The 20,855-nt window shown below is 71.2% G+C and carries 18 protein-coding genes; 4 read left to right on the forward strand and 14 right to left on the reverse strand.

Going from position 1 to position 20,855, the window contains the following annotated elements:
- Positions 1–5: 5 nt before the first annotated feature.
- The 12 genes from BAY60_RS26200 to BAY60_RS26255 form a co-directional block, all read right to left on the reverse strand.
- A complete protein-coding gene (locus BAY60_RS26200) occupies positions 6–1,010 on the reverse strand; it encodes an ABC transporter ATP-binding protein (RefSeq protein WP_112283877.1) in 1,005 nt (334 codons plus the stop codon).
- Positions 1,007–2,035: an ABC transporter ATP-binding protein gene (locus tag BAY60_RS26205; protein ID WP_112284623.1), complete on the reverse strand. Its 1,029-nt coding sequence runs from the start codon at positions 2,033–2,035 to the stop codon at positions 1,007–1,009. Before BAY60_RS26205 ends, BAY60_RS26200 begins: the two co-directional genes overlap by 4 nt.
- Positions 2,032–2,907 (reverse strand): ABC transporter permease, encoded by an 876-nt coding sequence (locus BAY60_RS26210; RefSeq protein ID WP_112283879.1) that lies wholly within the window; start codon positions 2,905–2,907, stop codon positions 2,032–2,034. Before BAY60_RS26210 ends, BAY60_RS26205 begins: the two co-directional genes overlap by 4 nt.
- Positions 2,894–3,928, reverse strand: coding sequence for an ABC transporter permease (locus BAY60_RS26215; RefSeq protein WP_245992820.1), 1,035 nt, complete (start codon positions 3,926–3,928; stop codon positions 2,894–2,896). The genes BAY60_RS26210 and BAY60_RS26215 overlap by 14 nt, the downstream gene beginning before the upstream one ends.
- A complete protein-coding gene (locus BAY60_RS26220; RefSeq protein WP_112284624.1) occupies positions 3,925–5,523 on the reverse strand; it encodes an ABC transporter substrate-binding protein in 1,599 nt (532 codons plus the stop codon). Before BAY60_RS26220 ends, BAY60_RS26215 begins: the two co-directional genes overlap by 4 nt.
- Positions 5,524–5,708: 185 nt before the next feature.
- Positions 5,709–6,827: an NDMA-dependent alcohol dehydrogenase gene (locus tag BAY60_RS26225; protein ID WP_112283883.1), complete on the reverse strand. Its 1,119-nt coding sequence runs from the start codon at positions 6,825–6,827 to the stop codon at positions 5,709–5,711.
- Positions 6,824–7,798, reverse strand: coding sequence for an LLM class F420-dependent oxidoreductase (locus tag BAY60_RS26230; protein ID WP_112283885.1), 975 nt, complete (start codon positions 7,796–7,798; stop codon positions 6,824–6,826). Before BAY60_RS26230 ends, BAY60_RS26225 begins: the two co-directional genes overlap by 4 nt.
- Entirely contained in the window at positions 7,788–8,897 is a 1,110-nt protein-coding gene (locus BAY60_RS26235; RefSeq protein WP_112283887.1) for an NDMA-dependent alcohol dehydrogenase, read from the reverse strand. Before BAY60_RS26235 ends, BAY60_RS26230 begins: the two co-directional genes overlap by 11 nt.
- Positions 8,898–9,089: 192 nt before the next feature.
- Positions 9,090–10,991, reverse strand: a complete 1,902-nt coding sequence (locus BAY60_RS26240) for a S9 family peptidase (protein WP_112283888.1) — start codon at positions 10,989–10,991, stop codon at positions 9,090–9,092.
- Positions 10,992–11,131: 140 nt separating this feature from the next.
- Positions 11,132–12,526 (reverse strand): protein kinase domain-containing protein, encoded by a 1,395-nt coding sequence (locus tag BAY60_RS26245; protein WP_112283890.1) that lies wholly within the window; start codon positions 12,524–12,526, stop codon positions 11,132–11,134.
- 51 nt (positions 12,527–12,577) lie between these two features.
- Positions 12,578–13,336 carry a ParA family protein gene (locus BAY60_RS26250; protein ID WP_112283892.1) on the reverse strand — a complete coding sequence of 253 codons (759 nt, stop codon included), beginning with the start codon at positions 13,334–13,336 and terminating at the stop codon, positions 12,578–12,580.
- Positions 13,333–14,883 carry a CHAD domain-containing protein gene (locus BAY60_RS26255; RefSeq protein WP_170160558.1) on the reverse strand — a complete coding sequence of 517 codons (1,551 nt, stop codon included), beginning with the start codon at positions 14,881–14,883 and terminating at the stop codon, positions 13,333–13,335. The genes BAY60_RS26250 and BAY60_RS26255 overlap by 4 nt, the downstream gene beginning before the upstream one ends.
- 259 nt (positions 14,884–15,142) lie before the next feature.
- On the opposite strand from BAY60_RS26255, the gene BAY60_RS26260 reads away from it, so the two are divergent.
- The gene (locus BAY60_RS26260) at positions 15,143–15,976 is read left to right on the forward strand and encodes an aldo/keto reductase (RefSeq protein WP_112283896.1); all 834 of its coding nucleotides are present in this window, start codon (positions 15,143–15,145) and stop codon (positions 15,974–15,976) included.
- A gap of 22 nt (positions 15,977–15,998) precedes the next feature.
- Here the strand turns inward: BAY60_RS26260 and BAY60_RS26265 are convergent, their stop codons facing one another.
- Positions 15,999–17,000 carry an ABC transporter substrate-binding protein gene (locus BAY60_RS26265; protein WP_112283898.1) on the reverse strand — a complete coding sequence of 334 codons (1,002 nt, stop codon included), beginning with the start codon at positions 16,998–17,000 and terminating at the stop codon, positions 15,999–16,001.
- A 104-nt stretch (positions 17,001–17,104) separates the two neighbouring features.
- On the opposite strand from BAY60_RS26265, the gene BAY60_RS26270 reads away from it, so the two are divergent.
- The 3 genes from BAY60_RS26270 to BAY60_RS26280 are packed head-to-tail and all read left to right on the forward strand — an operon-like array spanning position 17,105 to position 20,062.
- Positions 17,105–18,154, forward strand: a complete 1,050-nt coding sequence (locus BAY60_RS26270) for a FecCD family ABC transporter permease (protein WP_112283900.1) — start codon at positions 17,105–17,107, stop codon at positions 18,152–18,154.
- Complete coding sequence (locus tag BAY60_RS26275; protein ID WP_112283901.1) at positions 18,151–19,230, forward strand: FecCD family ABC transporter permease; 1,080 nt, start codon at positions 18,151–18,153, stop codon at positions 19,228–19,230. Before BAY60_RS26270 ends, BAY60_RS26275 begins: the two co-directional genes overlap by 4 nt.
- A 25-nt stretch (positions 19,231–19,255) precedes the next feature.
- Complete coding sequence (locus BAY60_RS26280) at positions 19,256–20,062, forward strand: ABC transporter ATP-binding protein (RefSeq protein WP_112283903.1); 807 nt, start codon at positions 19,256–19,258, stop codon at positions 20,060–20,062.
- A gap of 23 nt (positions 20,063–20,085) precedes the next feature.
- Here BAY60_RS26280 and BAY60_RS26285 read toward each other — a convergent pair whose 3' ends face one another.
- Positions 20,086–20,811: a GAF and ANTAR domain-containing protein gene (locus BAY60_RS26285; protein WP_112283904.1), complete on the reverse strand. Its 726-nt coding sequence runs from the start codon at positions 20,809–20,811 to the stop codon at positions 20,086–20,088.
- Positions 20,812–20,855: the final 44 nt, after the last annotated feature.

The raw sequence follows: 20,855 nt of genomic DNA on the forward strand, positions 1-20,855 counted from the left end.
GCGGCTCACGGGGTGCCGTCGTGCTCCGGGAAATGACAGGCGACGCTGTGGCCGGGCGCCAGTTCCCGCAGGACCGGAACCTCCTCGGCACAACGGGTTTCGGCGCGGGGGCAGCGGGTGCGGAACCGGCAACCGCTGGGCGGCGAGATCGGCGACGGCGGCTCGCCGCGAATCGCCAGTGGCCTGCGTCTGCGCGCCGACTCCGGGTCGGGCTCCGGAATGGACGCCAGCAGCGCCACCGTGTACGGGTGCAGCGGCGCGCGGTACAGCGCCTCGGCGGGGCCCACCTCGCACAGCTGCCCGAGATGCATCACCGCCACCCGGTCGCTGACCTGCTTCACCAGCGCCAGGTCGTGCGAGATGAACAGGTATGAAAGGCCCAGCTCCGTACGCAGTTGCTCGAACAGGTTGAGCACCTGTGCCTGGATGAGCACGTCGAGGGAGGACACGGCCTCGTCGCACACGATCAGCGCCGGGTCGAGCGCGATGGCCCTGGCGATGGCCACACGCTGGCACTGGCCGCCGGAGAGCTCGTGTGGCCTGCGCCTGCCGAACGTGTCCGGGTTGAGCCCCACCAGGTCGAGCAGCTCCCGGACCCGGCGCTCCCGCTCGGCACCGCTGCCGACGCCGTAGCCGACGAGCGGCTCGGCCACGATGTCCGACACCCGCCAGCGCGGGTTGAGCGAGCCGAACGGGTCCTGGAAGACCATCTGGACGTGCCGCCGCGCCTCGGTGAGCTGCGCGCGCTTGCACGTGGTGAGGTTGACGCCACGCAGCACCACCTCCCCCGACTTCGGCCGGGGCGCCTGCATGACGGAGCGGGCGAGCGTCGACTTTCCGGAGCCCGTCTCGCCGACCACGCCCAGCGTCTCGCCCTCGGCGATGTCGAAGGACACATCGGACACCGCGTGCACCACACCGCCCTTGATGCCGCCGCGGCCGCGCACGGTGAACTCCTGCACCAGGTTGCGGGCGCTCAGGACGGTGGGCCGTTCCTCCACAGTGGTCACGAAGAACTCCCTTCACACGGGTGGTAGCACGCCCACCAGTGGCCGGGCTCGTGCTCGGTGAACGGCGGCGCCTCGGTGCGGCAGTCGTCCTGGGCGCGTGGACAGCGCGGCTCGAACGGGCAGCCCGCAGGCAACGCCGTCAGATCCGGCGGCTGGCCCGGGGTCACCGGCAGTGGCGAGTGTGGCGGGCGCTCCAGTCTCGGAATCGCCCCCAGCAGCGCCTCCGTGTAGGGCATCCGCACCGCGGCGAACAACGTGCTCGCGGGCGCGTACTCCACGGCCCTGCCCGCGTACATCACGATCACGTCGTGCGCGTAGGTCGCCGCAAGGCCCAGGTCGTGGCTGATCAGGATGATCGCCATGCCGAGCCGCTCCTGCAGCTCCAGCAGCAGCTCCATGATCTGGGCCTGGGTGGTGACGTCGAGCGCGGTGGTGGCCTCGTCGGCGATCAGCAGCTTCGGATCCGCCGCCAGCGCGATCGCGATCATCACACGCTGCCGCATGCCGCCGGAGAGCTGGTGCGGGTACTCGTGGAACCGCCGCTCCGGCGCGGGCAGCCGCACCAGCTGCAGCAGCTCCATCGCCCGCTCGTACGCCGCGCGCTTGTCCACGTCGCCGTGCGCGCGCACCGCCTCGGTGATCTGCGCACCGATCCGCATCGTCGGGTTCAGCGAGCGCGCCGGGTCCTGGAACACCATCGCGATGTCGGCGCCGCGGTGCCTGCGCATCTCCCTGTCCGGAAGGCCCAGCAGCTGCCTGCCCTGGAACCGCGCCGAGCCGCTGATCCGCGCGCTGCCGGGCAGCAGGCCCATCAGCGCGCGGGAGCTGACGCTCTTGCCCGAGCCCGACTCACCGATGATCGCCAGCATCCGGCCCTCGTACAGCCGGTAGCTCAGCCCGTTCACCGCGTTGACGCGCCTGCCCCTGGACTCGAACCGCACCCTGAGGTCCTCGACCTCCAGCAGCGGCTGCCCGCCGCCATCAGCCACGATCGCCGTCCGCTCCGCCATTTCCTCGATACTCATCGGCCGCTCCACCGCCCACGCAGCGTCTCCCCCAGCAGGTTGAACGCCAGCACCGTCAGGAACAGGACCACACACGGCCAGACCACGAGCATCGGCGTCGCCGACAGGGCCTGCTGACCCTGCGAGATCATGTTGCCCCAGCTGGGCGCGGGTGGCGGGATGCCGAGACCGAGGAAGCTCAACGCGCCCTCGATCACGATGATGATGCCCATGCCGAGCATCGAGAACGTCACGAGCTGCGGCGTGATGTTCGGCGCGATGTGCCGGAACAGCATCCGCCACGTGCTCGTGCCGCACAGCTGCGCGGCCATCATGAACGGCTGCTCGCGCAGCCGCAGCGTCGCCGCCCGCGAGACCCGCGCGAACGCGGGCACCGAGAAGAACGCCAGCGCGAAGATCGTGTTCAGCTGGCTGGGGCCGAGGCTCTGCGCCACCGCCAGCGTCAGCACCAGCGAAGGGAACGCGATGAGCACGTCGAGCAGCCGCATGATCACCGCGTCGATCTTGCCGCCCGCGTAGGCGCTGACGGCGCCGAGCGTGCCACCGACGAGCAGTCCGAGCACGTTCACCGCGACACCGACGACGAGCGACGACCGGCCGCCGTAGAGGATGCGCGAGAACACGTCGTTGCCGTTCGGGTCGGTGCCCAGCAGGTGCCCCGGCGAGAACGCGGGCAGGTTCGACTCCAGCACGTCGCCGCCCACCGGCTGCGGTACGGCCGCGATCATCGGCCAGAAGAAGCAGGCACCGATGATCAGGGTGAGCAGGCCGATGGGGAAGGCCAGCTCCAGGTGCCGCAGCCAGCCCCGGACGCGGCCCTGCCCGGCCTCCTCCAGCAGCGCAGGCGACGCGGACGCCTCAACGATTGCCATAGCGGATCCTCGGGTCGAGCACGGCGTAGAGCAGGTCGGTCACCAGGTTGGCCAGCACGGCGACCACCGCGAACACCACGACGCACGCCTGCACCACGACGAAGTCCCTGGTGTTGATGGCCTGCAGCATGAGCTGGCCGATGCCGGGCAGGGCGAAGATCTGCTCGATGATCACGGTGGCGCCGATGAGCGTGCCCAGGTTGAGCCCGACCACCGTCAGCAGGCCGAACGAGGAGTTGCGGAACGCGTGCCGCAGCAGCACCTGCCACGGCCCGATCCCCTTCGCCCGGGCCGTCGTGATGTAGTCCTCGCCCTGCAGCTGGTCGACGAGATCGCCGCGCAGGAATCGGGTGTAGAAGCAGAACAACGGGAACGCGATCGACACGGCGGGCAGCAGCATCGACCGGAGGTTCTCGCCGAGTCCCTGACTGAGCGGCACGTAGCCGATCGCGGGGAAGAACGTGAACTGCACCGCGAACACCAGCACCAGCAGCAGCGCGATGACGTAGTTCGCCACGGCGAGGCCGGTGATGCTCACGAGCATGCTCACGCGGTCGAACAGCCGGTTCGGCCTGTAGGCGGCCAGCAGCGCCACCGGGATCGCGAAGCCGAGCGACATCAGAAACGCCAGGCCCACGAGCTCACCGGTGACGCCGAGCCGCACGCCCAGCTCGCTGGTCACCGGCTGCTGGCTCACCAGCGAGGTACCGAGGTCGCCGGTGAGGGCACCACCCAGCCAATCGAGGTAACGCTGCACCGGCGGCTGGTCGAGGCCCATCTGCCGGGTCATCGCCTCGACCTGCTCCGGCGTCGCCTCGGGACCGAGCAGCAACTGCGCCGCGTTGCCCGGAATGAGGCTCAGCACGATGAAGGTGAGCAGGCTGACCCCGATGATGATCGGGATGGCCGCGAGCAGCCGCCTGACGATCAGCCGCAGGCTCGGGGAGCGCAGGATTCGGGTGGCGACGCCCGGGGCGGCTGTCTCCCGGGCGTCGCCGAGCGCCGGATCGGTGACCGTCACTGGCTCATCCAGACCTCGTCCCAGATGATTCCGGTGTTGACCAGCACCGGCGGGATCTTCGTGGTGACGCCGGGGCCGTGGACGTTGCTGGCGGCCACGTTGGCCGGCGCGAACGCCAGGATGAATGGTGCGTAGGCGTTGTCACTGATCAGCTTTCCGGCCTGCTCGTACAACTCGGCGCGCTTCGCCTCGTCGATCGTGGCCGCCGCGTCGTCGAGCAGCTTGTCCAGCTGGGGATCCTTGACACCACTGAACGGGAACTGCGAGTCGAAACGGAACGCGACCCCGACACCGGCCGCCGGGTCCCAGGCTCCCGCGGTCTGCAGCATCGCCTGCCAGTTGCCGGAGTTGAACTCACCGATCAGCGAGTTCAGCTCGTGTGACTCGATGGTGGTCTTGATGCCCACCTCCTCCCACTGGCTCTGCAGCGCCGTGTTCACCTGTTCGGCGACGTACTGCTTGATCGTTCCCAAGTGGACGGTGAGCCCACCGAGCTCCTTGACCAGCTGACGTGCCTTGTCCGGGTCGTACGTGCGGTAGCCGGGGACCTTCTCCTGGTGGAACAGCCCGCCTGGGCCGGTGAACGTCTGCGCGGCCGGGTACTGGTTCTGGAACAGGCCCTTGCGGATCGCGTCGACGTTCGTGGCGTAGTAGATGGCCTCGCGGGCCTTCTTGTTGTTGAACGGCGCCTTGCTCGTGTTGAGCTGGATCAGGTACGGCGAGGTGGCGGGCTGCTGTGTCACCGTCACCTGCGGGTTGTCCTTGGCCTGGTTGATGAGCGGCGTGGTGACCATGCCCTCGTAGACGTGCGCCTGACCGGCGAGGATCGCCTGGTAGGCGGGCTGGTCGCCGCCGACCGACTTGATGGTCAGGTTGTCGAGGTAGGGCCGGTTCTCCTTCCAGTAGTTCTCGTTGCGGGTGAGCTTCAGCTCGGAGCTGAGCCGGTTGCTGACGACCTTGAACGGTCCCGCGCCGACCGGCTTGATCTTGAACTGCTCGGCGCCCATCTTCTCGTATGCGGTGGGCGAGGCGATCCAGTTGGCGTTGGAGACCACCAGCGAGTTGATCACGGCCGCGTAGGGCTGGGTGAACTTCAGCACCACGGTGTTGCCCTCGACCGTGATGGGATCCTTCTCGACGACGGGCCAGTTCGGCGCGCAGGTGCACGTCGACTCGAGGTCGCGCTTCCAGTTCCAGGCCACGGCCTCGGCGTTGAGCGGCGTGCCGTCGCTGAACTCGACACCGTCGCGGAGCGTGATGCGCACGGTCTTGCCGCCGTCGGCGAAGTCGTAGTCCTTGGCGATCTCGGGCTCGACCCTGGCGTTGCTGCCGTCCTCGTCGGCGACGAGCTTGAACAGGCCGCTGAAGATGGCGTTCATGTGGGTCAGGTTCGCGCCCCCGGTGGTGTTCGTGGCCGGGTCGAGCCCACTCGGCCACGAGCCCGCGAACCCGGAGCTGAGCAGCACCGTGAGGCTGCCGCCCCGCTGTGGCGGGCCCTCGGCTCCGCCGGCCGTGTCCGCCGGGCTGCCCCCACACGCGGCGGCGACGACCATCACCCCCAGTAACGCGATGAATTGCCGGATCTTGGTTTTCACGTGCATCTCCGCTTCGGTTGCGTCATTGAGACCGGGGTCTTGCGATGCGGCTACAGGTTCCCTACTCACCGAAGCCGGGTGCGGCGAGATTTCGCGAGGTGGAAGAGAAGTTCGGGGGAACCTGCACCGGACGTAGCGCGGCTACGTCATTTGTCCCGGGGGCGGGAAAGCCCGGCCCCGGGCGCTCAGTGTTCGTGGATGATCACGCCGCGGATGTTCTTGCCGTCGAGCATGTCCTGGTACCCGTCGTTGACCTGCTCCAGCGAGTACCGGTTGGTGATGAGCTCCTCGAGTTTGAGATCACCGGCGCGGTAGAGCCCCAGCAGCATGGGGATGTCGTAGAGCGGGTTGCTGTCCCCGAAGAGCGCGCCGCGGAGCTGCCGCTGGTAGCCGATGAGCATCCCGGCATGGACGTGCACGGCCTTCTCGTCGATCTTGCCGACGGCCGTGATGGTCACCTTGCCGGTCTTGCCGGTGATCTGCACGGCCGAGTTGACGATGTCCTCGGTGAGCACGCCGGGCGTGCAGATGGCGTGGTCGGCCAGCTGGCCCCACGTCGCCTCCACCACGAAGTCGTGCGCGGACTTGGCGTCAGCGAAGGTGTGCGTGGCCCCGAAGACCTTCGCCATGTCGCGCTTGAACTCCACGGGGTCGACCACCACGACGAACTTGGCGCCCGCGTACCGCGCGCCCTGCACCGCGTTGCTGCCGACGCCGCCCGCGCCGTAGATCACCACCGTCTGCCCGGCTCGGACCTCGGCGGCGTGCACCGCGGATCCCCAGCCGGTGGGCACGCCGCAGCCGACGAGCGCGCCGATCTCGAACGGGATGTCGTCGGGCAGCGGCACGCACGCCCACTCCGACACGACGGCGTACTGGGAGAACGTGCCCAGGGTGCAGAAGCCGCCGAGGTCCTCGCCGTCGAGATGGAAGCGGAACGTGCCGTCGGGAAACATTCCGGTGGAGGCGTTCTTGCCCTCGTCGCACATGTTCTGGTGCCCGGTGGAGCACGGCCTGCACTTGCCGCAGGCGGGGATGTAGGAGCAGACGATCCGGTCGCCGGGCTTGACCCTGCCGACATGCGGACCGACCGACTCGACCACGCCCGCGCCCTCGTGGCCGCCCACCACCGGCATCCGCACCGGGGCGTCGCCGCGCGTGATGTGGTCGTCGGAGTGGCACATGCCCGCCGCGTGGAACCTCACCCGCACCTCGTGGGCCTTCGGTTCGTCCAGCTGCAGCTCGGTGATCTCCCACGGGGTGTGCGCGCGCCGGGTGATGGCGGCACGGGTCGTGATGCTCACGCGGTTCTCCCTCCGACGGTGCCGGGCAGGCCCGCGTGCGGGAGCACGTCCCCGGCCAGCACGGCGATGTGGTCCAGGTCGTCGATGTCGTAGATGTGGAAGTAGACGGTGTCGGCGCCCGCCTCGGCCAGCTCGCCAAGGCGCTCGGTGACCAGGCCGGGCGTGCCGATGGCGGCGTGCTCGCGGATGAACTCGGAGCCGATCACCGCCGCCCTTCGGTCTACTTCGGACTGGCTCCGCCCGCAGGCGACGGGCAGCACGGCGGAGTGCCGCGCGGTGGCGGGGTCACGGCCGATCGCCTCGCACGCGGCGTCGAACACGCCGAACCGCTCGCGCAGATCGCCGCCGAGCGCGCCGTTGAACTCGTCGGCGAAGCGGGCGGCGATGGCCGGGGTGCGGCGCGGGCCGGAGCCGCCGATGATGACCGGCGGGTGCGGCGACTGGGCCGTTCGCGGCGGCGTGCGGTTGCCGTCGATGCCGAAGTGCTTGCCGGTGAAGGAAAACCCGGAGTCGCCGCCCGGTTCCGTGCGCCAGAGACCGGTGATGATCTCCAGCTGCTCCTCCAGCCGGTCGAAGCGCTCCCTGACCGGGGGAAACGGCACCCCGAACGCGGCGTGCTCGCGCTCGTACCAGCCGGTGCCGAGGCCCAGCTCCACCCGGCCGCCGCTCATCTCGTCGACCGAGGCGACGATGTTGGCCAGGATGCCCGGCGAGCGGAACGTGGCGGCGCCGACGAGCGCGCCGAGCCGGACCCGGCTGGTGTCGCGGGCCAGGCCCGCCAGTGTCGTCCAGCAGTCGGTGGGCCGGTAGGTGGCGTCGTTCGGGTCCACGCCCATCAGGTGATCGGAGCGGAAGAACGCGTCGAAACCGGCGTCCTCGGTGGCCCTGGCGAGGGTGAGGATCTGTGCGTAGGTGGCGCCGTGCCGGGGTTCCATCAGGATCCGCAGGCGCGGGCCGCGGCTAGTGCTCATGCATGATCACGCCCCGGATGTTCTTGCCGGACAACATGTCCGCATAGCCGTCGTTGACCTGCTCCAGCGAGTAGCGGCGCGTGACCAGCTCGTCCAGCTTGAGGTCGCCGGTGCGGTACAGGCTGAGCAGCCTGGGTACGTCGTAGAGCGGGTTGCAGGCGCCGAACACCGCGCCCTGGACGCGCCGCTGGTAGCCGATGAGCATGCCCGCGTTGTGGTTGACCGAGCCGTTGCCGACCGCGGTGATCGTGACCTTGCCGCTCTTGCCGACCACCTGGATGGCGGCGTCGATCACCTCGTCGTCGAGCACGCCCACGGTGATCAGGGCGTGGTCGGCGAGCTGGCCCCACGTGGTCTCGACGACGAAGTCGTGCGCGGACTTGGCGTCGGCGAAAGTGTGCGTGGCGCCGAAGACCTTCGCCATCTCCCGCTTGAAGGGCACCGGATCCACCACGACCACGTTCTGTGCACCCGCGTACCGGGCGCCCTGCACGGCGTTGCTGCCCACGCCGCCCGCGCCGTAGACGACCACCGTCTGTCCAGCCCGGACACCCCCGGCGTACACCGCGGTGCCCCAGCCGGTGGGCACACCGCAGCCGACGAGCGCGGCGATGTCGAACGGGATGTCCTCGGGGATGGGGATGCACGACCATTCCGACACCACCGCGTACTGCGAGAACGTGCCCAGCACGCAGAGCCCGCCGAGGTCCTCGCCGTCGAGATGGAAGCGGAACGTGCCGTCGGCGAACATGCCGGTGGAGGCGTTCTTGCCCTCGTCGCACATGTTCTGGTGCCCCGTGGAGCAGTACCGGCACTTGCCGCAGGCCGGGATGAACGAGCAGACGACGTGGTCGCCGACGTTCACCCGCGTCACGTCGGCGCCCACCGCGTCCACCACACCGGCGCCCTCGTGCCCGCCGACCACAGGGAAGCGCATCTGCGCGTCGCCCTTCTGGATGTGGTCGTCGGAATGGCACAGGCCCGCCGCGAAGAACTTGATCCGGACCTCGTTGGGCTGCGGTTCGTCGAGCTCGATGTCGGCGATCTCCCAGGGCCGCCCGGGTTCGCGGCAGATCGCGGCACGCGTGGTGATGGTCATGCTCGTCACCATGCCCCGCGCACTGTGCGGCGGCTACCGGCCTTTCGCGTCACGGAAGAGGTGCGCCACCCGCGAGTCCTGCGTTCAGGCCCGCGAGTCCTGCACCCAGACCCGCGAGTTCTGCGTTCGGGCCCGCGAGTTCTGCGCTCGGGCTCGGGCGGACTCCGGCCAGCAGAACCCCACGCGCCGTGGTCAAGGCCCGAGCCAACGGTCGAACCAGGTGCGGGTCCGGCGCAGGAGGTCCAGCTGGTGCCGGCGTTCCCGGATCGAGTGGCCCTCTCGCGGATAGATCACGAACTCGTGCTCGACGCCGAAATGGCGCAGCGCCCGGTGCAGGTACACGGACTGACCGAGGGGCACGTTGGTGTCCTCGGCGCCGTGCAGGATGAGCACCGGAGTCTGGATGCGGCCGGCGAAGGAGATCGGGCTGACCGCGTCGTGCGGATGCGGGCCGACGCCGGACCAGCCGGTGCTGCCGCCGAGCGCAGCTTCGAACTGGCCGTGCTCGCCGGTCGCGGCGAGCATGCCCCAATCGATGACGCCCGCGAGGACCAGTGCGGCGCGGAAACGGTCGGTCTGGCCAACCGCCCACGCGGACAGGAACCCGCCGTGGCTTCCGCCGGCGATGCCCAGCCGATCCGGATCGGCCACGCCTTCGCCGACGAGCAGGTCGATGCCGGTCAGGATGTCGGTCCACTCCTCCTGTCCGACCCGGCCGGCCACGCTGACGGCGAACTGGTGGCCGTGGCCCTGGCCCCCGCGGGGGTTGGGCAGGAACACCGCGTAGCCGGCGGTGGCCAGCCACTGCGCGCTGGGGAACCAGAACAACTGAAAACGATCGGCGTAGCGGTCGTACGGACCTCCGTGCACGATCGTGACCAGAGGAAACGGGCCGTCCGACGCGGCCTTTCCGACCGGCAGTACCAGCAGGCCGTCCAGATCGAGACCGTCGGCGGCACGGTAGGCCAGCGGTTGCTGGGTCCCGAGCGCGATGCCGTTCAGTTCCGGACGGGTGTTGGTGATCCTTCGCAGCGGCCCGGCCGGTGGCCCGGCATGAACGTTCGCGGGCTCGTATCGGGTGCCGGTCAGTACCGCGATCTTCTCGCCGGTGGGTGTGGTGGTGAGGTCGTCGAGGCGTCCGCGGTGTCGCGACAAGGTCGTGGGGCCGGTGGGGTCGAGCCGGGCCAGGGTCGTGTTGAGGCCGTCGGCGAACACAATCAGGGGGGCGGCATCGGTCTGGTGCAGTTCGGTGGGGCACATCGGGATGCCGGACGTCCGGTTACGCAGGACCCGGCTGTCCACGGCCAGGTCGAACACGGCGGTGCCTGCTTGCAGAAGCGGCGGGGTGAGTGCCAGGTACCCGAGGTGCCAGCCGTCCTCGCCTGGCCACCAGGCCAGCGAACGTGCGCCTGCCCCGGCCGGTCCGAGCTCCACCGTGGCCCCGGTCGACGGGTCGAACAGGTGCAGGCGGCCGGTGCGGGGGCCGTAGTCGTTGTCGCTGCCGGCCTGGGTGAGCACGGCGAGCGGGCCGCCGTCGGGTCGTTGCCGCAGCTCCACGACGTGCCGGTCGCCGAACACGGCCGGGGTGGTGACCAGGCCGGTCCGCAGGTGGAGCAGACGCAACCGGGCATGCGGTTCGCGCTCGCCGACGACGATGGCGTCGTCGCGGTCCTGGGCGCGGCGCGTGTCCTCTTCGGTGGGTTCGTCCTGGGCGAGCAGAGCGACCAGGCTGGGGTCGGCGAGCGGCAGGTGGTCGATCACGCCGGCGCGCCAGCTGGTCACGCTGCTCACCGTGCCGTCGGCAAGGGCGAGCCTGTGCACCTGCGGGGTACCGCGATCGGTACGGTCGGACAAGAAGAACACCGCGCCGGAGTCCGCGGACCAGCGTGGTCGAGACTCCGTCGAGATATCGGCCGTCACCCGGCGCGGCGCGACGGCACGTTCGGTGTCGGCGAGCCAGAGTTCGGTGTCGAGGTGGTCCCCGGTCCGGCTGGCGGGAGCGAGGACGTAGCAGAGCAGGCGCCCGTTGGGGGCGAGGGCCGGCGTCTGCGGTGCGCGGCCGTCGACGACGAGCTCGGCGGTCAGACCTGTCACCCGGTCAGTCTGTCAACATCGACCGCGCGACGACCCCGATGGCGCGCCAGGCCAGCGTGGGCGCAGAACTCGCGGGCCCGAACGCAGAACTCGCGGGCCCGAACGCAGGACTCGCGGGCTGGAACGCAGGACTCGCGGGGTCAGGTGGGGGTGCAGGTCGGGGCGGGTTCCTCGGGGTCGCCGGTGAGGCTGCCGGTGAAGCCGAAGGTGGTGGCACCGCCTGCGGGCACGGTGACGTTCCAGTCGGCGCTGGTGACCGTCACCGTGGATCCGTCCCGGCTCACCTCGCCGTTCCACACGTTGTCGACGGTGTGCCCGCCGGGCAGCTCCCAGCTCACGGCCCACCCGGTGAGCGTGTCGTCGCCGTCGTTGCGCACGGTGACCTCCGCCTGGTAGCCGCCCGGCCAGGCGTTGGTCACCCGATACCGCGCCGAGCAGGCCAGGTCGGGCGCGCCCGCCGAGGACGACGGCGCCACGGCGCCGGTCGACCGCTGCGGTCCGGGCTCCGACGACGAACCAGACGGCGGACTGGCCGTCTGGCCCGTGGTCCGCCCCGGCGTGATGAGCACGCCGAGCAGCACCCCGGCCGCCACCAGGACCGTGGCCACCCCGCCCAGCAGGACCGCGCGCCTGCCCGGACGGCGGGGCGGGCCACCGGCGCCGCCCGGCAGGAGCAACGTCGGATCCCGGGGTGGCGGTGGCAGCTCCGCGGGCCGCCCGGCGGCGACCGCCTCCAGCGCGTCGCGCGCCTGCTCCATCGTGGGCCGCTCCGAGCGCGCGGGCCGCAGCATCCCGGCCAGCACGCCGGTGAGCGCCCCGGAACGGCGGGGCGGGACCAGCTCCCCCGCGGCGATCCGCCGCAGCAACGCCACCGGGTGCTCCGCCTCGCCGCACGGCGGGGTGCCCTCGGTGGCCGCGTAGAGGGTGGCGCCGAGGGAGAAGACGTCCGAGGCGGGCCCGGCCTCGCCGCCCTCCGCGACCTCGGGCGAGACGTAGGCGGGCGTGCCCGCGAGCACGCCGTCCCCGGTCACCGTAGCCTCGCCCACGGCGCGGGAGATGCCGAAGTCGGCGATCTTGGCCGTGCCGTCGTCGGTGAGCAGCACGTTGCCCGGTTTGACGTCGCGGTGCACGATGCCCTCCGCGTGTGCGGCCGCCAGCGCCGACGCGACCTGAGCGCCGATGGCGGCGACCTCGGCCACCGGCAGCGGGCCGCGCTCGGCGAGCACCGCGGAGAGGCTGCGCGAGGGCAGGAACTCCAGCACCAGGCACGGCGTGCCGTCGTGCTCCACCACGTCGTGCACGCTGATGGCCTGCGGATGCCGGAGCCGGGCCGCCACCCTGGCCTCGCGCATCGCGCGCTGCCGGGCCTCCTCCGTGGCCTGCTCACCGGCGCCAGGGTCGAGCCGCAGCCGCTTCACCGCGACCGTGCGGTCGAGCCGCTCGTCGCGCGCCCGCCAGACGACCCCCATGCCGCCCTGCCCCACGGGAGACAGGAGGCGGTAGCGTCCCGCGATCAGCTCACCCTCGTCGGTCACGACGACCCTCCGGTGCCGGTACGCCCCACCCGGCGACCATTCTAGGGATTTTCAGGCGCCCGCGAGGCCCGCGAGCTCGGTCCACAGCGAGTGGTAGGCCCGCGTGGCGGGGCTGTCCGGCGCGTAGACGGGCAGCGGGGCACGGTGCACCGCCATCTGCTCGACCTGCGACAGCGCCGGGACCGCGGTGGGGCTGATGCCGTCGCGCTCCCCGGGCAGGCTCGCGATGATCTCCCGGTGCAGCGACTTGCGGCGGTCGGCCATCGAGAAGAAGGCGTGCAGCCGCGGCCTCCGCCCGTCGAAGCCGTCCACGAACTCGGCGAGCTGGTCGTACGTGCGCAGCGCGAGCACGGTGGGGATGATCGGCACCAGCACGACGTCGGAGGCGCGCAGCGCGTTCTCCGACACCAGCGACAGGCTCGGCGGCGTGTCGAGGAAGACCACGTCGTAGTCGTCGGCGAGCTCGCCCAGGAGTCGCCCCAGCGCCCGGGACGCCTTCGTCGAGCGGCCGTGCGCCCCGGCCAGGTCCAGGTCCAGGTTCCGGTACGTGACGTCGGCGGGAAGCAGGTCGAGTCCGGTGAAGTCGGTGGCCTTCAGCGCGGCGCCGATCGGCCGTTCGCGCCGCACGAGCCGCCCGCCGCCGCCCTTGACCCGCGGCTTCACCCGGAACAGGAACGTCGCGGCGCCCTGCGGGTCGAGGTCCCACAGCAGCGTGCGCCTGCCCTCGCGCGCGCTGAGGTAGGCGAGGTTCACCGCGGCGGTGGTCTTGCCGACGCCGCCCTTGACGTTGTAGGACGCGACGATCCTCACGGCAGCAACGCCTCGCTGCGCACCTGGGTGTCCGGGCCGAGGAACCGCTCCAGCGCGGCGGTGAGATCGTGCCTGGCCTGCCGCTGGAGGGTGACGAACCGGGCCGACAGCTCGCCCATCGCGAGCAGGGTCGCGGCGGGTGGCCTGCTGGGGTCCTCCTGCATCCGCTCGGCGAACACGCGCAGCGCGGCACTCTGCACCTCGCCGTCCTGGAAGTCGCCGAGGATGTCCTGCAGTTTCTTGAGGTCCTTCAGCGCGGCGCGGAACGCGGACTCGTCGCACAGCGGCTTGGCGAACTCCAGCAGGTAACGCAGCTCCTTGCAGCGTTTACGCAGGTCGTGCACATCCTCCGACGGCGAGTCCGGGGTGATCGCCTGCGCGCGGCGCGTCACCTTCTTGACCATCCGGCGCAGGCGGCCGGCCACGAGCTCCCTCGCCGCGAGCCCGCGTTCGCTGTCCTTTTCGGACTCTTCGCGCTCGGCGATTCCGGCGAGACCGGAACGCCAGCCGTCGAGCAGCCGGGTGAACCGCTGGCTGCGCAGTGCCCGGACGAGGGCTCGCCGAGCCTTCCGCCGCTCCCGGTCGAGGTGCTCGGCGAACGGCTCGAGGTCCTGCCGTTCGCCCGCCACGAGGCCCGCCGCCAGCTCCTCCAGTTCCAGCAGGTAGACGTCGAGGTCGCGGGTGGGCGTGGTGACGTCCCCCAGCCATTTGAAGCCGGGCGCGTGCCGCGCGACCAGCCGTTCCGGCAGCACGTCACCGGCCAGCTTGATCAGCGACCGGCTGCGCCGCACCGCGACGCGCAGGTCGTGCAGGAACTCGGTGTCGACGTCGTCGACCACACCGTCCACGTTGTCGACGATGGTGTCGGCGAAGCCCAGCAGCGCGGTGGCCACGGCGACGTCGGCGGGCATGTCCGCGCTGATCGCGGGCCGTGCGATGGCCTCGGCGGTGCTGCCGACGGCGGCGAGCAGCGCCTGGTAGAGCGTGTCCTCGGCGGGCTCGAAGCCCTCGCTGTCCCGCAGTGCCCGGGTCACGCGCTCGGCGTCGCGCCGGTAGCCGAGCAGCGGCCGCACGGTGACCCGCACGAGCGGCTCCGTCCGCACCGGCTCGCTGCCGGTGAGCTCCGCCCAGTCCAGGCGCACGACGATCTTGCCGTCCTCGTTGAGCACGGCGGCCTCGCGGGTCACCAGCCTGCCCTTGGCCACGGGGGCGACGGCCCGGACCCACATCGCGTCGGCGAGGCCGTCGCGCAGCTCGCCGTCCGGCAGGTGCTCGATCCGCGCAGGCCACGCGACCGGTGAGGGCAGGGTGGCCGACACGGCGTCGCCGGTGCCGTCCAGGCGGAGCGTGCCCGCCTCGGACGTTGCGCGCTCGTGCCGCAGCACCAGTCCCTTGCGGCGCAGCCGCCAGTCCACTGTGTCCAGATAGGTCACGGTGCGGGTCGTGGCCTGTCCTGCCGAGAGCGTGTAGCGCGTGCCTGCGGCGGGGTTCAGCGCGCCGAGCACCGCCTGTACCTCACCGCGGGTCGGCTGCCCTGTCCAGAGCATGGTCAACGAGGGCGCTTGGCGTGGCACGGTGGCGAGATCCCCAGACGTCGGCGAGGGCAAGGGCGCCGCCGAGTATAGTTCACCGGCCGAACATCGGAGTTCACCTTCCGGTGACCTCGCCGTGATCTTTTCCGCACGCTCCCCCGGCCGAGGGATGCGGCCGTCCGGCCGCCACCGCTGGTACAACGGACGGAGCGTACGGAGGAGGTCGTAGGCCCGCACGGCCGAGACGGCCACGGGCCCGGAAGGAAGAGGGCGGATGACCGGCATTCCCACGATCACCCTGAACAACGGCGTCGAGATGCCGCAGGTCGGCTTCGGCGTGTTCCAGGTGCCCACGGACGAGACGGCCGCCGCGGTGGACGCGGCGCTCCAGGCCGGGTACCGCAGCATCGACACCGCCGCCGCCTATCGCAACGAGGCCGGCGTCGGCCAGGCGATCGCGCGGTCGGGCCTGGCCCGCGACGAGCTGTTCGTCACCACCAAGCTGTGGAACGCCAGCCATGGCTACGACGAGACCCTGCGCGCCTTCGACGCCAGCCTCGGCGAGCTCGGCCTGGACCACGTGGACCTGTACCTGATCCACTGGCCCGTTCCGGAGTACGACCGCTATGTCGACACGTGGCGCGCGTTCGAGAAGATCTACGCCGACGGGCGGGCCAGGGCGATCGGCGTGTCGAACTTCCAGCCGCACCACCTCGAGCGCCTTGCCCGCGAGAGCGACCTGGTGCCCGCGGTGAACCAGATCGAGCTGCACCCCTATCTGCAGCAGGAGCAGGCGCGCGCCTACCACGCCGAGCACGGCATCGTCACCGAGGCGTGGAGCCCGCTGGCCAAGGGTGGCGACCTGCTCGCCGACCCGGCGGTGACCGCCGTGGCCGGCAAGCACGGCCGGACGCCCGCCCAGGTGGTGCTGCGCTGGCACCTCGAACTCGGCAACGTGGTCATCCCGAAGTCGGTGACGCCGTCGCGGATGCGCGAGAACCTCGACCTGTTCGGCTTCTCGCTCGACGGCGACGACCTGGCCAGGCTGGCTCCGCTGGAGCGCGGCGAGCGCACGGGCCCGGACCCGGACACCTTCAACGCCCGCTGAACCGGGCCGGGCCCGCCTCGGCTCAGGCGTTCGGGTCCACGCCGAACTGCCTGGCGATGTCGTCGAGCATGGCGTGGGCGCCCTGCAGGCTCACCGAGGTGTACCACGTGTTGTCGTCCACCTCGGCGATCTTGCCCGCGAGCGTGCCCCACAGCGGGTTCGACTGGAACTTCGCCTTGGGGTCCTCCGCCTCCTGGGTGGAGTCGACGTAGCTCGAGACGTAGATCCGGTCGGCGTCGAGCTTGCCGATGTCCTCCTGGCTGAGGTCGGTGGCGATGGAATCCTTGGCGTCCGGCTGGCCCTGCGGGCTCGCGAGTCCGACGTCGGACATGACGATGCCGGGGAAGGACTGGTCGCTGTAGAGCCGGACGGTGGGCTCGCCCTCGACGAAGCGCACCAGCGAGTACGTCGGGGTGCGGCCGAGCTTGGCCTTGATCGCCTCGCCGATCGAGCGGGCCCGTTCCTCGTACGCGCCGATCTTGCGCTCGGCCAACTGCTCCTTCCCGAGCGCCTTGGCAAGCAGCCGGATGTTGTCCTTCCAGGTGGCGCCCGTGGTCTCGCTGAACACCGTGGGTGCCACATTGGACAGCTCGTCGTAGAGCTCCTCGTGCCGGATCTTGGCCGACACGATCAGGTCCGGCGCGATGTCGTAGAGCTGCTCGACGTCGGGGCTGGACAGCTCACCGATGACCTTGGCCTGCCGTCCATAGCGGGCGTCGTCGCCGAGGTAGCCGGGAAGCTGCTCGTAGGACGGGTACTTGGTGTAGGCGACGACCTCGGTCTCCAGTGCCAGCGCGGCGTCGACGTAGCTGGAGTCCAGTGCCGCCACCGTGCGCGGCTTGTTCTCGATCGTCGTCTCGCCCATGGCATGGCCGATGGTGCGGGGATACCCGCCCTGCTCGGCGGCGTTGCCCGCGCCCGACTCTGCCGGCTCCTCGTTGGACGGCGAGCACGCGGTCAGTGCGAGGCCCGCGACGCCCACGGCGACGAGGGCGGTACGCCACGTACGGGACAGGCGGATCATAAGTCACCTTCACATTCGGTTAGGCTTTCCTAACGGCCACTGGACGATAAAGGACACCGCCGCCTCGGCAAAGTCTTCGTAATGTGGATGACAGGAGCGGGTACATGGCAGGGAGCCTCACGGCGCGGACGGACACCGCCCGCGACCGTGCGGGTGCCCGCTCCCGCAGGCGGCGCCTGCTCGTACTCGCCGCGCTCGGCGCCGCGCTGCTGGTGATGGCCGCGCTGAGCATCGCCTACGGTGCCCATCCGGTTCCGCTCGGTTCCGTCTGGCGGGCGCTCACGCAGCCCACCGGCAGCGAGGACGACATCATCGTGCGCTCACTGCGGGGCCCCCGGACGCTGATCGGCGTGCTGGCCGGGATCGCGCTCGGCGTGGGCGGCGCGCTGATGCAGGGCCACACGCGCAACCCGATCGCCGACCCGGGCCTGCTCGGCGTCAACCAGGGCGCGGCGTTCGCCATCGTGGTCGGTGTCGTCGTGTTCGAGGTCACCGGCCTGCACGGCTTCATCTGGTTCGGCTTCGCGGGAGCGCTGGTGGCGGCCGTCGTGGTGTTCCTGCTCGGCGCGGTCGGCGGCCGGGGTTCGACTCCGGTGACGCTCGCGCTGGCGGGTGCCGCCGTGAGCGCCCTGCTGTACGGGCTGATCTCGGCCGTCGTGCTCGCCGACCGGCAGGGCATGGAGGCATACCGGTTCTGGCACGTCGGCTCCATCGCGGGCCGCGACTTCACCGTGGCGGGCCAGATCGCCCCGTTCGTGGTGGTGGGACTGCTGCTCGCGCTGGCGAACACTCCGGGCCTGAACACGCTCGCGCTCGGCGACGACATGGCGACCGCGCTCGGCCGCGACGTCCGTCGCACCCGTGTGCTCGGGGTCCTCGCGATCACCCTGCTCGTCGGTGCCGCGGTGTCGGCGTGCGGGCCGATCGCCTTCGTCGGGCTGATCGTGCCGCACGTCGCCCGCGCACTCGCCGGGCCGGACTACCGCTGGCTGGTGCCGTTCGCCGGGCTGATCGGCGCCGTCCTCGTGCTCGCCGCCGACGTGCTGGGCAGGCTTGTCTCCGGCGACCGGCTGGAGGTGGGCATCATGCTCGCCGTCGTCGGCGCGCCCGTGTTCATCCACCTGGTGCGCAGGAAAGGGCTGGCCCGGATATGAGCGCCGTGCGCGAGACCCGCTCGGTGCCGGGCCGCAGGGTGCTGCGGGCGGGGCCGGTGGCGTGGACGTTCCGCCCGAGGACCGTGCTCGTGCCCGCGGTGGGCGCGGTCTTGCTCCTGCTGGTCGCCGCCGTCAACATCGGCCAGGGCAGTTCGCACATCGAGGTACTCGACGTGCTGCGCACGCTGTTCGGCGGCGGCGACCGCAGGGAGAACGGCATCATCTTCGACCTGCGGCTGCCGCGCACGCTCGCCGGCGTGCTGGTGGGCGCGGCGTTCGGCCTGGCAGGAGCGGTGTTCCAGACGATCGCGCGCAACCCGCTGGCCAGCCCGGACATCCTGGGCGTCACGTGGGGCGCGGGCGTCGGCGCGGTGGGCATGATCGTCCTCGGGGGCACCCGCGGCCAGGTCAGCGGTGCTGTGGCCGAGTTCGGTATCCCGCTCGCGGCGCTTGGCTGCGGCGTGCTGGCCGGGCTGCTGCTGTACGCACTGTCGTGGCGCAGCGGCATCGACGGCTACCGGATGGTGCTGGTGGGCATCGGCCTGTCGGCCATCGGCTACAACGTCGTGTACTGGCTGCTGACCGTCGGCGACGTGGACGACGCCACGCGTGCGACCACGTGGCTCGTCGGCAACCTCGCCGATGTCGGCTGGGAATCGGTGACGCCGGTCGCCATCGCGCTGGCCGTACTCGTGCCGGCGACGCTGATCTACGCACACACACTGGGCGGGCTGCAGTTCGGCGACGACACCGCCAGGGGCCTCGGCATCCGTGTCGACGCGGCCCGCGGCGGGTTGCTGCTGCTCGCGGCGGCACTGGCTGCCGTGGCAACCGCCGCGGCGGGACCCATCACGTTCGTCGCGCTGGCGACCCCGCAGATCGCGCTCCGGCTGGCTCGCACGCCGCAGCCGCCGCTAGCGGGCTCGCTCGTGCTGGGCGCACTGCTGACGGTGAGCGCGGACCTCGCGGTGCGGCTGGCGGCGCCGAACCTGCCGGTGGGTGTGCTGACGGCGATCCTCGGCGCGCCCTATCTGATCTACCTGTTCGTCCGATCGAGGCAGAGGACGCGCGCATGAACGGAGAGCGGAAAGGGGCGCGCGCATGAACGGCGCACGGTTGCGGGCCGAGCAGGTCCGCCTCGGGTACGGCGAGCGCGTCGTCGTCACTGGGCTGGACCTCGACGTCGTCGACGGCTCCATCACGGTCGTGATCGGGCCCAACGGCTGCGGCAAGTCGACACTGCTGCGGGCGCTCGGCAGGCTGCTGCGGCCGAGGTCGGGCGCGGTACTGCTCGACGGCAAGCGCATCGACCGGCAGCCGACGAGGGAGGTCGCGAAGGTCGTCGGCCTGCTGCCGCAGTCGCCGAGCGCACCGGAGGGGCTGACCGTGGCCGACCTCGTCGCCCGCGGCAGGCACCCGCACCAGAGCTGGTACCGGCAGTGGTCCGGCGGCGACGACGAGGCCGTGGCCCGCGCGCTCGCGGTCACCGGCATGGAGGTCCACGCCGAGCGGCTGGTGGACGAACTGTCCGGCGGGCAGCGCCAGCGTGCGTGGATCTCGATGACGCTCGCCCAGGACACGTCGCTGCTTCTGCTCGACGAGCCGATCACCTACCTCGACCTGGCCCACCAGGTGGACGTGCTCGACCTCGTGCGCAGGTTGCACACCGAACGCGGCACCACCGTGGTGATGGTGTTGCACGACCTGAACCTGGCCGCCCGCTACGCCGACACGCTGGTCGCCATGCGCGACGGCCGCATCGTGGCCCAGGGCGCGCCCGGCGAGGTGCTGTCCGAGCAGCTGCTCTCGGAGGTGTTCGACCTCGACGCCAAGGTGCTGCCCGATCCGGTCGCCGGGACGCCGCTGGTGGTACCCGTCAGCGCGCACCTGCGCCCCGACCACGGCTGAGCGACTGCCGCCGCGCGGCGGCCCTAGCTCGGATCCAGGCGCGCGGTCTCGCCGACGAGCCACTCGGCCGCGTCGCGCAGCTTGACGTTGGCGTGCTGGGAGGCCTCGACGAGCATCTCGAAGGTCTGGTCCGGTGTCAGTCCGTGGCGCTGCATCAGGATGCCCTTGGCCATGCCGATCACGTCGCGCGTCTGCAGCGCGCTGTGCAGCTGCGCCTGTCCGCGCGACCCGGCCAGCGCCACGGCCGCGTGCGCGGCGAACAGCTCACCGACCCGCTCGGCCTCCTCGTCGAAGGCGTCCGGCTTCGCCGAGTACAGGTTCAGCGCACCCACCACCGTGGTGCTGGTGAACAGGCGGAACGCCAGCATCGACGCCACCCCGGCGCCGGCAGCCGCCGTGCCGAAGCGCGGCCACCGGCGGTCGTTGGCGATGTCGCCGGTGCGGTAGATGGGGCGGGTGAACACCGCGTCCACGCACGGGCCCTCGCCGATGTCGTGCTGCAGGCGGTCGAGCTTGGCGACCACGTCGCTGGACGGCGCCACCGAGCGCATCTCACCGCGCTCCAGCAGGGACACCCCGGCCTGGTCGGCGCTGGGGACGGTCGCCGCCGCGGCGGCGACGATGTTGCTCACCATCCGCTCGACGTCGGGCTCGGGTTCCAGCGTCCGCGCGATCTCGCTCAGCACCGTCGCCAGGTCCACCGGGTCGGGTGTGGAGGGCGCGGCGTCGGTCGGGTCGGGGGCAACCATGCCTGCATCTCACACCGAACCGCCACCGAGGCGCAAGTTGCAGC

The organism is Prauserella muralis (genome assembly GCF_003202285.1).
Classification (GTDB): Bacteria; Actinomycetota; Actinomycetes; order Mycobacteriales; family Pseudonocardiaceae; genus Prauserella_B; species Prauserella_B muralis.